The sequence below is a fragment of the Mycobacterium sp. NGS22 genome (assembly GCF_059813095.1).
In genome coordinates, this window is sequence record NZ_JCALDY010000007.1 from 185,215 (window position 1) to 197,215 (window position 12,001).

The 12,001-nt window shown below is 63.8% G+C and carries 17 protein-coding genes; 12 read left to right on the top strand and 5 right to left on the bottom strand.

Annotation, left to right across the window (positions count from 1 at the left end):
- Positions 1-66 precede the first annotated feature (66 nt).
- From AC5Y47_RS09160 to AC5Y47_RS09215, 12 genes are all read left to right on the top strand, one after another.
- A complete protein-coding gene (locus AC5Y47_RS09160) occupies positions 67-303 on the top strand; it encodes a helix-turn-helix domain-containing protein (protein WP_499943604.1) in 237 nt (78 codons plus the stop codon).
- Between the two features lie 425 nt (positions 304-728).
- Complete coding sequence (locus AC5Y47_RS09165) at positions 729-2,480, top strand: AICE element replication initiation protein (protein WP_499943605.1); 1,752 nt, start codon at positions 729-731, stop codon at positions 2,478-2,480.
- The gene (locus AC5Y47_RS09170; protein ID WP_499943606.1) at positions 2,477-3,070 is read left to right on the top strand and encodes a hypothetical protein; all 594 of its coding nucleotides are present in this window, start codon (positions 2,477-2,479) and stop codon (positions 3,068-3,070) included. Before AC5Y47_RS09165 ends, AC5Y47_RS09170 begins: the two co-directional genes overlap by 4 nt.
- A 444-nt stretch (positions 3,071-3,514) precedes the next feature.
- Complete coding sequence (locus AC5Y47_RS09175; protein WP_499943607.1) at positions 3,515-3,862, top strand: hypothetical protein; 348 nt, start codon at positions 3,515-3,517, stop codon at positions 3,860-3,862.
- A complete protein-coding gene (locus AC5Y47_RS09180; protein ID WP_499943608.1) occupies positions 3,859-4,020 on the top strand; it encodes a hypothetical protein in 162 nt (53 codons plus the stop codon). Before AC5Y47_RS09175 ends, AC5Y47_RS09180 begins: the two co-directional genes overlap by 4 nt.
- Positions 4,017-4,901, top strand: coding sequence for a hypothetical protein (locus tag AC5Y47_RS09185; protein ID WP_499943609.1), 885 nt, complete (start codon positions 4,017-4,019; stop codon positions 4,899-4,901). Before AC5Y47_RS09180 ends, AC5Y47_RS09185 begins: the two co-directional genes overlap by 4 nt.
- A gap of 12 nt (positions 4,902-4,913) precedes the next feature.
- A complete protein-coding gene (locus AC5Y47_RS09190) occupies positions 4,914-5,132 on the top strand; it encodes a hypothetical protein (RefSeq protein ID WP_499943610.1) in 219 nt (72 codons plus the stop codon).
- Between the two features lie 139 nt (positions 5,133-5,271).
- Positions 5,272-7,209, top strand: coding sequence for a Gp37-like protein (locus tag AC5Y47_RS09195; protein WP_499943611.1), 1,938 nt, complete (start codon positions 5,272-5,274; stop codon positions 7,207-7,209).
- A 429-nt stretch (positions 7,210-7,638) separates the two neighbouring features.
- Complete coding sequence (locus tag AC5Y47_RS09200) at positions 7,639-8,151, top strand: hypothetical protein (protein WP_499943613.1); 513 nt, start codon at positions 7,639-7,641, stop codon at positions 8,149-8,151.
- A 406-nt stretch (positions 8,152-8,557) separates the two neighbouring features.
- Positions 8,558-8,875 carry a hypothetical protein gene (locus tag AC5Y47_RS09205; protein WP_499943615.1) on the top strand — a complete coding sequence of 106 codons (318 nt, stop codon included), beginning with the start codon at positions 8,558-8,560 and terminating at the stop codon, positions 8,873-8,875.
- A complete protein-coding gene (locus AC5Y47_RS09210) occupies positions 8,868-9,254 on the top strand; it encodes a hypothetical protein (protein WP_499943616.1) in 387 nt (128 codons plus the stop codon). Before AC5Y47_RS09205 ends, AC5Y47_RS09210 begins: the two co-directional genes overlap by 8 nt.
- Positions 9,255-9,278: 24 nt before the next feature.
- On the top strand, positions 9,279-9,809 hold the full coding sequence (locus AC5Y47_RS09215; RefSeq protein WP_499943617.1) for a hypothetical protein: 531 nt from the start codon (positions 9,279-9,281) through the stop codon (positions 9,807-9,809).
- A gap of 13 nt (positions 9,810-9,822) precedes the next feature.
- Here the strand turns inward: AC5Y47_RS09215 and AC5Y47_RS09220 are convergent, their stop codons facing one another.
- The 5 genes from AC5Y47_RS09220 to AC5Y47_RS09240 form a co-directional block, all read right to left on the bottom strand.
- Entirely contained in the window at positions 9,823-10,275 is a 453-nt protein-coding gene (locus AC5Y47_RS09220; protein WP_499943618.1) for a hypothetical protein, read from the bottom strand.
- 45 nt (positions 10,276-10,320) lie between these two features.
- The gene (locus tag AC5Y47_RS09225; protein WP_499943619.1) at positions 10,321-10,791 is read right to left on the bottom strand and encodes a hypothetical protein; all 471 of its coding nucleotides are present in this window, start codon (positions 10,789-10,791) and stop codon (positions 10,321-10,323) included.
- A 165-nt stretch (positions 10,792-10,956) separates the two neighbouring features.
- Positions 10,957-11,349: a hypothetical protein gene (locus tag AC5Y47_RS09230; protein ID WP_499943620.1), complete on the bottom strand. Its 393-nt coding sequence runs from the start codon at positions 11,347-11,349 to the stop codon at positions 10,957-10,959.
- Positions 11,346-11,672 carry a hypothetical protein gene (locus tag AC5Y47_RS09235; RefSeq protein ID WP_499943621.1) on the bottom strand — a complete coding sequence of 109 codons (327 nt, stop codon included), beginning with the start codon at positions 11,670-11,672 and terminating at the stop codon, positions 11,346-11,348. Before AC5Y47_RS09235 ends, AC5Y47_RS09230 begins: the two co-directional genes overlap by 4 nt.
- A complete protein-coding gene (locus AC5Y47_RS09240; RefSeq protein ID WP_499943622.1) occupies positions 11,669-11,983 on the bottom strand; it encodes a hypothetical protein in 315 nt (104 codons plus the stop codon). The genes AC5Y47_RS09235 and AC5Y47_RS09240 overlap by 4 nt, the downstream gene beginning before the upstream one ends.
- Between the last annotated feature and the right edge of the window lie 18 nt (positions 11,984-12,001).

Here is a 12,001-nt window from a genome sequence, read left to right on the forward strand (position 1 = left end):
TGCAGTGTCACGCTGTCAATACACGTTCACACACCAGCGAACACGAAGAGACAGGAACGAACGGCAATGAGTCATCTGGTCAAACGCCTGGTGCCAATTGATGAAACGCGCGGAGCTCTCGGCGGCGTCGGACGAACAACGATCTACGGGCTTGTCGACAAGGGCCTCCTGACGAAGGTGAACATCGGCAGTAGGGCATTCATAACGGGCGAAAGCCTCGACGCATTCCTGGACAAGATTTGCAGACCTGAAGAAAGCGAAGACGATAGCGGCGAGAGCGCCGACGTCGGCGGTGCCGCGTAGATGACCGAGCAACAGAATGGGCCACCGGAACGAGAAAGCCGCCCGGTTGGCACCCGGACGGCTCCCCAAATAGCAGCAGATACTGAGAGCGTACCGCCTGGCCGGCGGCTGTGCTGGGTGCCGTGCACGTGGAAATTCCCGCAGGACACGGCTAGCCAGCTGCGTCGACGTCGCGAAGCCTCCCAGCGGCTCGTACGATTCACCGACTGCTGCGGCGCCCGGGACCCGATCTCGTGCCGATGCCACAACCCGACACCGCCCCTCAGCGAGAAGGCGATCGACGCTTGGCGGGCTGCGATCGAGCGGACACTGCCGATTGGGCCACCGCTGGTCCCGCTCGAGGTACTGCAACGGTTGTGGACGAACGGTGGCGATGACCGCGCGATCGCCGAACAGGTTTGGGCCGAAACTGGCGGTGCAGTTGCGTGACCGAACCCGACGACAAGCAGCGGCCGAAGCGGTCGCAATCCGCTCAGCTCGTAGACCTCGCCCTAGCCCAGTACAAACTAGGGCTGTCTGATCAAGAGGAACCGTTCGGGACCCTTGCGGTGCAACCACATATCGCACTGCCGTTGCGCGGCGGCCGAACGGGACTCCGGGCAGAACTTGCCCGCAAATACTTCGAACTGCACAATGCGGTGCCCTCTCAGCAGGCGTTAGCCGACGCGTGCATGGTTTTAGAAGGTAAGTCCGCGCAACAGGATCGGGTGCCGCTGCACCTACGTGTCGCGCAAGGCCGCAGCGGCGCGGTCTATCTCGACATGGGAGACAGCGCCGGCCGGATCATTGAAATCAGCGACGGAAGCTGGAAAATCGTCGCCGCCGCACCCGTAATGTTCCGGCGCACCAAGCTGACCGGCCGGATGCCCCTTCCCCATCCGGGCACCGGGGACCTGGACTGTCTGTGGCAGTTCGTCCCTATCGATCAGGCCGACCGGCCAATCGTTCTGGCCTACCTGGTGGCCGCTTGGGTCACACCCGATGCGCCGCATCCGATCCTGGCGCTGATGGCCGAGCAGGGCAGCGCGAAATCCTCCGTCACTCGCACCCTGGTTGACCTGATCGATCCGTCACCGGTGCCGCTGAGGAAACCACCGCGGGACCCTGACAGTTGGGTCACGGCCGCGTCGGCCAGTTGGGTTGTCGCACTGGACAATTTGAGCGGCAGCCCGCAGCAGTGGTTGTCCGACTCCTTGTGCCGAGCCTCAACGGGAGACGGTGACGTGCGCCGAGCTCTCTACACCGACGCTGACGTTGCGGTGCTGAAATTCCGGCGGTGCCTGATCATCAACGGCGTCGACTTGTCGATTGATCAGGGAGACCTCGGTGAAAGGATCGCCGCGGTCGACCTGGGCAGGATCCCGTCGCGGCGCCGGCGTACCGAGGCCGACCTCGCCACTGCCTGGGAGGGCACGCGGCGCAGAGCCTTCACAGGCTTGCTTGACCTGGCCGCCAAAGTGCACCGCCGCTTGCCGTCAGTCCATATGGACAACTTGCCCCGCATGGCTGACTTCGGGCGCGTCCTCCAGGCTGTCGACGAGATCCACCACACGGACGGACTCAGCCGATATCGGGAACGGATGCGCCGCGTTGCCGCCGACACCCTGGGGGACCCGTTCATCGCAGCATTGATCGACCGCAACCAGCCCGTCGAGGATCACTCATCAGCCGACCTACTCCGGCTGCTGGAATCCGGCAGGGATGCAGAGTGGCGGCGGCCGCGGGAGTGGCCCAAACGCGCACGCACCGTCACCGGATTGCTTACCCGCCATGCCCCAGCTCTGCGGTCACAAGGGTGGGTCGTTGAGAACGACGCCGGGCACAACAAACGCAACGTGACGCTCTGGAAACTTACGCCTCCAGAGAAGGACCCGGAAGCTACCTCGCCACCCTCGCCTAACTCGTCATCGCAGGTCAACGGCTTTCCAGTGGCGAGGCAGGCGAGGCAAGGCGAGTTAGGCGAGGTAGAGACAGATTTCAACCCAACATCTACCTCGCCAAATCCAAGCCCTCTGACCAGCGAAAACGAGGAAGCGAGGCAGGCGAGGTACCAGCCCCGGCAATCTCTGGATGTCACCTCCTGCGCGTGCGGCGCGGACCTCAACTCCGCCAACACCACTGGCATCTGCGCTGAATGCCGAATTGTCTTAGCCCCCAATGAAAGGAACGACATATGACGACTCACGACGTTCTGCGACGGCGCATCGAGGAAATTGAGCGGGCGAAAGAGACTCAGCCGCAGCGCCTGGCGAAGGCCCGGTCGGACGCTGAAGAGGCGCGCGGCTGGTCGATGCTCGAAGAGCCGTGGGAGAACCACGTCACAGCGTTGCCGCTGTGCGACAGCACGGGGCGCACCGGCGACGCAGTAGCCCTGCCGAACCTGACTGCGCGGGAAATGTACGGCGCGAGGCTGGCTTTCGACATCCTCGACTGCGGAGACGACCCTAAGCAGCTTGACGAAGTCCGGTCCCGCTACTTCAGCATGGTCAGTGGGGACACCGGGCAGATGTTCCTCCTCGCCATGTCTGCGCTATCGACGATCGCCAGCCTCGTCGTGCCGATGCTGCTGCAGGAGATCGAGATCAGCGGATCCAACTACGACATCCGCGTCCAGCTGGCCGAGGCACGAGCCAAGGCATGGAGCGACCGCGTCGCGAAACTGCACGGCGTCAACGAGGAAGCCGGCGCCGCGGGAATCAAGCCGGTCGACGGCGTCGACATCGGGGCAAACGCCCTCGATCCCCACCCGGAGGACGAACGGTGGTGAGACGCATCTTGTTGTGCGAAAACGTCGGTGACGCGCCATGAGGCCAACGGTTGACGGGTTATGGGTGGTCCTAAGACGACGATCGGGGCGGCGGGTAATGGTACCGAGTCCGCAGTACAGGCTCTGGCAGTTTGGCCGTTGGCCGAGCAACCACGACCTTGATCTCATCGTTGATCCAGAACCGCCGATATCTCGGCCGTTCCCTGCCGACTATGTCTTCAGCGAAACAGTTTTTGATCCAAAGGAATTGGGGTTACCGCTGGCCTGCACCTTGTCTCGGCTGGCCCAAGAGTCCCCAGTACCGCTGGATGTTTTCCTCGGATATCAGGAGCATGACTTCAACCTTGCGCTTTGGATAGCTCCTGGGGAGCCCTGGCTAATCTCCTGGCGGTTTTGCGGCACAGACTTTTTCATCGGTGCACGCGAATTGGCACACTCGACAGCGTGGGGTGGCTGATGGAGATCAGTGATAGCCAGGCCCGTTTGATTCGGGATTGTGTGGCGGAGATGGTGTGGCGTCGGCAACGGACTGGTGCGCCGATCCCGGCGCGGGTGTTTGACCTGCTGCGCGCGATTTCCGCGTCCGGAAGTGACTGTGCGGTGGTTGGCGCACAATCAGGCCAGGACCGCGACGACCTCATCGGTGTCAACGAAGCCGCCGCGATTCTGGGCTGTACCACCCGCCAAGTCCGAAACCTCGGGCTCGACTTGGAAGGCGACAAGCCTTCAGGTTGTTGGGTTTTCAGCCGCAGAACTGTCACTGAATACGCCGACGCTAGGAGCGCCAGATGAGCACCGACGAAGTATTCCGGGGCGTCGTCGAGCAGTACCTGACCGAGCTACCCGCCTCCGAGCGCGACGAGTTGATCGCCAAAGTCAGCAGCCAGCCCACGGGCGACAGCGGGCGGGCCGCCGCGGAGAAGCGTTTCGGTAAGCGGGGCAACGCATGACCACGACGATGTCCGAGCGTCTCAGCAAGATTGAGCGCGACCTTCTTCCGGCCGAGTACTTCACCGCTCAAAAGCTGGTCGCCGCGGCGCAGCAGCTGATCGCGTCCCCGCCGAAGAGTCCCGCTGCTGAGAAGGCTGAGCAGCTGGACCCGTTCACGATCGGCGAGGTCCGTGAAGAATGGATTGACGCGTTGATCGATCGCAAGGACGCAGAAGAGCGGCACAAGCGGCGCCGGGCGGTCCTGATGGAGTTCATTTCTTCCGCGCAGAGTCAAGCCCGGGTGGCGGCGGCGTCTATCAAGAATCAGGTGCTGGCCGCGCTTCAACCCGAGCTCGAGGCGTTACTCGACGATGTGGTGGAAGTTGCCGACGAGTTGGGTCCTGTTCGTAGCGCGGAGAAGGCGATCGCCGCGGACCTCGGACCGGCGTGGAAACGGCTCATCACTCTGGTCGATGACTACGAACAACTTCGCAGGTTCCAAATGTCCTACACGGCAACGGAATCGGTGACCCGGTCGAGGCCGGCGTACGGCGGCGAGGACCACGCCTCGGACCTGTACCTCCGCAATCTCGATGACTTGTGGCCGCAGTGGCGGACCGGCGGCAGCGAGATTCAGGTGACCCGGGTGGGCGGCAGTAAGCCCCGCTATGAGCCGTGGCCGGCTGAGCAGCCGCAGTTGTTGCTGTGGTTGGCGACGAGCCGCGCGCACCCGTGGGTGCCGACTGAGCAGCAGCTGCGCCAGTTGTGGGAGCAGCGCGCGATGCGCGCTAACCCGATGCCGACGCCGATGCAGAAGCCGCCGCCGGCCAAGGTGACGTACGGGCGCCGCATCATCCCGCAGATCGGCGACAAGCCACCAACTGTCAAGCCACTTCGATAAGGAGCCGCGACGATGAGACCCAAGAATGCGATCGGACAGGACGCTGCATACCTGCCCAACGTCGGCAAGTCAGTCTTCGATGCTGATGACTTGCCGCCAGTGACCGCCGCGGTCCGCGCGGCGTGGGGACCGCACACGGCTTACCCGACCGCCACGAGCGAGGCGATGGCCGCGCTGCTGGTGGCGGTCAACGCACTCGAACAGCGCGTCATCGCGCTGGAAAGCGGCTAAACGCCGATGGCTTGCGGCGGCGCACGGGCGTCAACCCCGACATGGAACGGGCAAGCGCAGTCACGACGGTCTCAGGAGAACCCGAGCTGTTGCTGCGCCACGCGCCGCCGCGAACCACCAACGGCGAGAGGTCTCTCTGATGGATGATGATGACGTCACGCGGATGCCTCTGCAGTTCACCCGCCACATGGCGCAGAAGTTTCAGGATCAGCTGATCGGGGCTTTGGGTCGGCCGGTTCCGGCGACGGATCCGCTGGCCGCCTACCGCTATAACGAGGCCCGCGCGCGGACTTTGCAGAACGCGTTCCGGCAGCGCCCGCTGCTGCGGATGCAGGACAAGGATCTCAATCAGCTCGCAGTCATCGGTAATGAGCGGTCGGTCCGATTCGAGGAAATCGCTACCGACACAGGCGAAGCGGGCGTAGTCATCCGGGGTGGAGACTACCTGGCTGATTTCGTGCGGAACGCGGTGCGGATCGAGGAAGACCTGCACCTGTCGATCGATGTGAACCCGCGCAGGCTGTCCTGGAAGACCCGGTGGGGCGGGAAGATCAACACGATCAACATCAAGCGCGACTCGTCCGGTATCCACACCGTCGAGCTGATCGCGGCGGCGCAGCGCGAGCATCTCAAGCACGTGCTGGTGGTTGGGACGCCGTTCTTCCCGCCGGAAGTGCAGCCGCTATCCATGTGGATGCTGCCCGCGAACTGCCGGACCGCCTGCGCGACAACGCTGTTCATCAACCTGATGCGGCAGTTCCAGCCGGGACTGTCGGTGCTGACGAACGTCATGAACCCGTTCGGCTGGCTCAACCCGTTCGGGCCCGGCGCGGTCCTGAACTTCAACCCCTTCCAGTGGCCCATCCAGGTGCAGTTCGTCAACATGGCCTTGGACCAGTCCCGGACCACGGTGCTAGCCGGTCAGTTCAACGACTTCCACACCGCCGCCGCCGAAATCATGCAGGACGCCGGCGTCACCGCCCGCGCCTACACGGTTTTCACCGACGACGTCGACCACCCGCAGCCCGAGCTGGCCGGGATGATGCCCAACGTCCCGCTGAACTCGATCCCGATCGTCGGCTCTCTGGTCGGCATGGTCGATGCGTTCCTTGAGCGGACCGGACTACCCGACATCCCCGACACGGCCACTGTCGGCGATCTTGCGCGGCCGCAACGCAATCACGTGATGGTGGCGTTCGAGGACCACTCCGGGCACGCTGGGTTGACCGGCCTGGCGCCCGACGGTGTGACCGGGTTGTTCGCGGCCACGCTGGACGACCTGATCACCACCACGGTGCTCCCGACGACAGACGGGCAGGTGGATGGTGTCGTCGACCCCGACATCCCCGTCGACCCGATCTTCCAGAAAGCCCTCGGCGCGGCGCCGCCGAAGCCGTGGGCGATCTACCCCGACGGCCAATACTCCGGGATCATCGAATCGAACTACACCCAGCACAAAGGCCCGGTCAAAACCATCTGGACCGGTGGACGCAGCCCGAAACTCGTCAACGACATCCAGACCTTCCTGATCAAATGGGGTTTATCGCAGCTGCAGAACGTCCTCGTCGCCGGCAGCCCGTTCGCTCAAACCGGCGGCCCCCCGATCGGCTCCGGATTGGAAGAGCTGTATCAGGGTCAGCTCGACAACAAGCTGCTGGCGTGGCAGAAGTACACCGACCCGATCCTGGCGTTGTACACCGGCGAACTCGGCTATTTGGAGAGCATGGAGCGCGGCAACACCGCCTATACGGTCTCCGCGATCCTCACTCTGCGGCAGGGTCGCCACAAGAAACGAGCATTCCGGGCGTTCAAAACCTCAGTGATGCAGTCGAAGCCGTTCACCATCTATCACGACATCCTGCTCGATGACCGGGTCGGGTTCGAGCAGGACGGCATCATCTACGTCGACCGCGCGCACGCCATCAAGTACGAGTACGACCGGACCAAGCCGATCACCTTCACCCTGTCCATCGGCGACGACTCCAAGGTGCAGGACCCGTTCACCCAAGGCATCAATGCGCTCAAGGGGCTGGGTTCGGTGCTCGGCGCGGTCATCGGCGGCGACACATTATTTTGAAGTTCACACGAAGGGAGAGGCCAATGCCCCGGGCCCGACGCCACTGCCCAGGCAACGGCAGCACCTGCACCAACCTCATCAGCCCAGGCCAGCGGTACTGCCCAAGCCACCAGCCCGCACCCTGGCAAGGGCCACGCACAGCGTCATCCACGATCACCAGCACACGCGCATGGAAACGCTTCGAACGCACCATCCTGCAGCGCGACCAGTACCAGTGCCAGATCAAGACCGAAGGCATCTGCATCGGCCACGCCTCAGTCGTCGACAAGACCATCCCCGCAGCACGCCGGCCAGACCTAGCCATGGACCCAGACAACTGCAGAGCAGCATGCACACCATGCAACAACCACAAAGCACGAACCACAGACCGACACCACCCCGGACTGATCAGACCATGACAACCCCACCAACCACCTACGCTCAACCCTCATGGACCGCAGACCCGTACGCCGCGACGCCGTCCAGCTCGTCCGCTGCGCACGCCAAGGCAACACCACCATGCGCCTGCACATCCTCAACGACTACGGCATCGAAGAGCACACCCACCCACTCATCGACCTCTTCACCCACCTCGCCTACTTCGTCCACGAACTCACCGAACACTGCGCCGAAGACGACGAGGAAAGCTGGTCACAGACCCGATACCAGAACCTTGTACACGGGCCGCACGAAGACGCCCACATGTTCGTCGCTGCCTGCTTCGACGGAGACTGGGATGCCTTCTGGCAGAACGTATACGAGAGCTACACCGACGAACTACCCGATGACATCGGCAAATACGGTCGCAAAGGGATCGAAGAGCTCATCTTCGAACTCTCATGCCTCGGCAACAGCATCCTGCGCACACTGCCCGACCTCTACGACCAATGGCCAGAAGGCTTCTACACCACACACTTCAAGCTCGACCTCGGCGAGCACGACCAGCTCCCCGACGACGACTGACGAAAGTCCCCTGAAGGGGGAGGGGCACGACCCCCCTCCCCGCCCAACCGGACGCCGCTACTGCACTGCTGAAAAGGCTGGACGCATGCATAAACGCAGGGTTTTCGCGTTACGGTTCTCGGCCTCGATTCGGCCGATCCGGGCGTCCTGGACGTCGACGGGAAGGCGCTGAGGGGTGATGGCTAAGAAGTGTCCTAGCTGCGGTAATGCGATGATCGGATCAGGTCGGGCGCGGTACTGTTCGCCGGCGTGTCGGCAGCGTGCACACCGCAATCGGCGGGGCGCGAACCGTAACGCTCCACGCGCGAAAAGCGTTACGGTTCGCGAGCCGCCCAGCCCGCGGCGCCGACACCCAGCGGGTGACAACTCGTCGTTTGCCGGTGGACACTGCCAGGCGGCGCTGGCCGTGCTGGCCGCGCTGGACGCCGAACTGGCGGAGGCCGGGAAGGCGTGCGGAGAGACGTTGGAGTGGACGGCCACGGAGGTCGCGGTGCGGGAGTTGATTGCGTGCGAGATCGACCGCAAGACCGACCTTGAGCAGATGTACCGGGACGCTGACGACGCGAAGGTGCGGGTGAAGTTGAGCGCGGAGCTGCGGCTGTTGGAGTCGTCGGCTGCGCGGCTGCTCAAGCAGGTGAAGACGAAGCTGCCCGAGCCGACGCCGTCGCGTAATCGGAAGGCTCAGCGGGCCGCGAACGCGAGATGGGACCGCGACGGTGCCTAAAGTCGTGCGTTCGGCCGACAGCCGCAACAGAGTTGCAAGTGGAAACGCTGTTGTCGTACCGGGTGTCTATGCTGCGCTGCGCGAGCAGTCCCAGGCGGATTGGGACAGCCCCGATGGTTGGGATCCGCGGTGGAAGCACGCCGCGCACCCCGCTAATCCCGTTGGTCAGTGGTGCGGGTCACCGGGCGTGGTGTGCGAGCACGAACCGTGTCCGCCGCAGCACCGCGACCGCTTCGCCCGCATGCGGCTCGATCAGTTCGAAGCCGGCCGCCCGGTGTTGGTGCCGGCCGCCGGCATGCCGGCGGGCATGTTGCCGCCGGGCGATCGCGGCGACGCCTACCGCGTGGGGCCGGACGACACGGCGACGGTTCGCCAGTGACAAGGCGAGGTAACGTCCCCGTGCATGAGCGAAGACGACATCCTCAATTCTGAATACCGGGCCTTTGTGCGGCAGCTGCATCAGCAGACCATCGGGATCGTGGCAGAGGTGGACCGGTACTGGACGCGGGACCTATTCCCCGAGGTAACTCACTTCACTGCGGGAGTGTTCGACCGCGAGTACACCGAAGCGGAGCGCAAAGAGGTGTGGGATCGCGGCATGGAACTGCAGAGCGTCTTGCAGAACCAAATTGAGCCGAAGTTGAACATCTTGGCATTTGGGCATCCTGACCCGGATGTGCGACGCGCGGCGAATGTGTTCGGTAGGCGCATGCAGGGGGTTGTGTTTTATCACGACGTCTTGCGGGCGAAGCGGAAAGACGGACGAGATGTCACTACTGCAATTCAGTTGGCCCACAGTGGGTTAACCGAGCTTCGCAGAGTCGCCTACCATGCCCCGTTCCGGATTGAGCGCCCTATCCCGGACTACGACGGCATCGGGGTCATCGAGCCACTTGCCAGTCAACTCACCGACATTCCACGCGACGAGTACTGAGGGAGGGCGAGGTTCAATTTCGCTCGCGGCGGTATCGCTGCCATGCGGGCTCTCCGGGCACTGCGAGTTTTGCTGCTCGTTCCTCAAGTCGGGCTTGACGTTCGGCGGCTGCTTTCTTTTCCGCCGCAACGTGTTCCTCGTACTCTTTGACCATCGGTAGCTGTTGGGTCTCGTACTGATCGTTTGCGTAGTTAATCGCTTGGTCGATTGCCTGGATGGCGTTCTCGAAGCTGTCTTCGGGTGCGACCGCGGAGATACCCTCACCATCGCTGCCGTGCTTGTAATTGAACGCGGCGTGGACGCCGAGCTCCTTTACCTTGTGGAAGAAGTGAGACTTCCACCCGTCGGGAGAGCTCGGAGCGGTGCCGATCGAAAGCATCACGTGGCCTTCGCGATGCTCGTCGGGGTGAACTTCTGGAGTCCCTACACGGGAAATCCTCTGCCATACCACCATCGGTTTCACCACCGTCCTAGCTTCTCGCAGCCCGTAGACCTACGTCCTGTCAGGACTCTACAACTGAGGTTCGGACGGTTCGGTGCCGTACTGCGCCCAGCCGCCGCTGTCGCGCGGATTGTGCACGTCGGTGACGCCGTCCTCGTCCAGTAGGTGACCGTCGCCTGTGAAGATCGCGGGCTTCATCTGCTGCTGGTAACGCTCGCGGCGCTCGTCGATTTCATCGTCCAGCAGCGGCCAGCCATCAGGCGCTGTGATCCCGAACGATCCGCGCCCGGCCGCGGCGTCGCTGGCCTCGTACACCTCGTCACTACCGCAGCGGCCGCAGATCGGTATGCACCGGCATTCGGTCACCCGTGACCCCGCCGGGTATTCCGGCGGGACGGGTAGCGGACCCCAGCACCGCGGACACCGGCCCGCCGCGATGTCATCAGCCACCTGATCGACGGTGTCTGTGTCGTAGTCCACCAGACAGGTGGGATGGAACTCGTGAGTCCCGGAAAAGCTGCGGATACCCATATCCGTCATCGTGTCATCTCGTCTCTGCTGGCAATGTACTGCGTGGTCGTCTCGCCTATGCAGGCCGTCCGGTTAAAGTCGACACCTCTCCTGGGTGGACAAGTTGCTGCCCCAAAGTCCGGTTGAGGCAAGGGGGGTCGCGTATGAAACGCGACCCCCCAGCATCGGATTGGATCACGCAGCGGCTATCTGGTCCAGCTGCTCTGCTGCGGCCAGAAGCGTTGCGGCTAGGTCTCCTTCCAGGATCGCGGTGGCGAGCTCGCGGACATTCGTGGCGTCAAGTTCCGCCGTCTGGTCGTTTTCGAAATAGAGGGTGACGTGAGCGGTGATGCGGCCGTCCGAGTACTGGGTGCCTTCGACGAACACGTCCACGTCACCGGCCGTCGCTTTCGGCCAGTAGACGTCGCGGCTACGAACACCCCTCGTGTCCGCTCGCCCCCAGTAGTTATCGGATCTTGCGCCGGCGGGCGGTGGCCCGTGCCGCGCCTCCAACGCCTTCCCGAGAGCGACGTAACGATCGCCGTCGCCTTGGACGTCATCCCAATCCTTTTCCCGCCGCGGGCTCATCGTCCGCACCACCCGTCCAGCGCGTCGGCCGCCGCGAGCAGCTCGATCGCGATCCGGCGTGCCTCCCGAGCGGTCGGGCTCGCGTCCACGTCGACGCCGCCCGCCGACGCGTACAGCCCAAGCAGGATCCGCGGCCGCGGATCTTCGCTCTCGATGAAAGTCATCATGACCGTGACCGCCATTTGGTCATCGAAGTCGGCGTCCCGGCCGGTCATCGATATCGCGACGTCGCGGCCGTGATAATCCGGCCACATGCTGCCCTGGCACCAGGAGAACTCGCACTGGTGATCTGCTAGCTCGATCGGTTCGCGGGTGGCGGTCATCGTGTCCACCCCTCGACCAGGTCGGCCGCGGCCAGGATCGCGGCCGCGGCCGAGCGGGCTTGGGAGATGGTGATTCCGTCGGCGCCGCCCTGGATGTTGACGCGCGGGGCGTCGTTGCCGGCCCGGGCGATGGTGCCGTCGGGCAGCTGCACCGCGCTCCCGAAGATGTTGCAGCCGGCGCCCGGGATCTTGATCTCCGGGGTGTAGACGACCCGGAAGGCATAGTCCCAGTCCTCCCAGGTGGTGCCTGTGGCCTCGTCGGCGCCCGGTGGCAGAGGGATGGTGGACAGTGTTGCGCTGTTTTCGCGCATAGAAGTAGACTCCTCGTG

Coding starts and splice junctions, on each gene's coding strand:
- AC5Y47_RS09230 (WP_499943620.1), bottom strand. CDS start 11,349: ATGAGCCCGCGGCGGGAAAAGGATTGGGATGACGTCCAAGGCGACGGC.
- AC5Y47_RS09235 (WP_499943621.1), bottom strand. CDS start 11,672: ATGACCGCCACCCGCGAACCGATCGAGCTAGCAGATCACCAGTGCGAG.
- AC5Y47_RS09200 (WP_499943613.1), top strand. CDS start 7,639: ATGGACCGCAGACCCGTACGCCGCGACGCCGTCCAGCTCGTCCGCTGC.
- AC5Y47_RS09170 (WP_499943606.1), top strand. CDS start 2,477: ATGACGACTCACGACGTTCTGCGACGGCGCATCGAGGAAATTGAGCGG.
- AC5Y47_RS09160 (WP_499943604.1), top strand. CDS start 67: ATGAGTCATCTGGTCAAACGCCTGGTGCCAATTGATGAAACGCGCGGA.
- AC5Y47_RS09225 (WP_499943619.1), bottom strand. CDS start 10,791: ATGACGGATATGGGTATCCGCAGCTTTTCCGGGACTCACGAGTTCCAT.
- AC5Y47_RS09195 (WP_499943611.1), top strand. CDS start 5,272: ATGGATGATGATGACGTCACGCGGATGCCTCTGCAGTTCACCCGCCAC.
- AC5Y47_RS09215 (WP_499943617.1), top strand. CDS start 9,279: ATGAGCGAAGACGACATCCTCAATTCTGAATACCGGGCCTTTGTGCGG.
- AC5Y47_RS09190 (WP_499943610.1), top strand. CDS start 4,914: ATGAGACCCAAGAATGCGATCGGACAGGACGCTGCATACCTGCCCAAC.
- AC5Y47_RS09185 (WP_499943609.1), top strand. CDS start 4,017: ATGACCACGACGATGTCCGAGCGTCTCAGCAAGATTGAGCGCGACCTT.
- AC5Y47_RS09240 (WP_499943622.1), bottom strand. CDS start 11,983: ATGCGCGAAAACAGCGCAACACTGTCCACCATCCCTCTGCCACCGGGC.
- AC5Y47_RS09180 (WP_499943608.1), top strand. CDS start 3,859: ATGAGCACCGACGAAGTATTCCGGGGCGTCGTCGAGCAGTACCTGACC.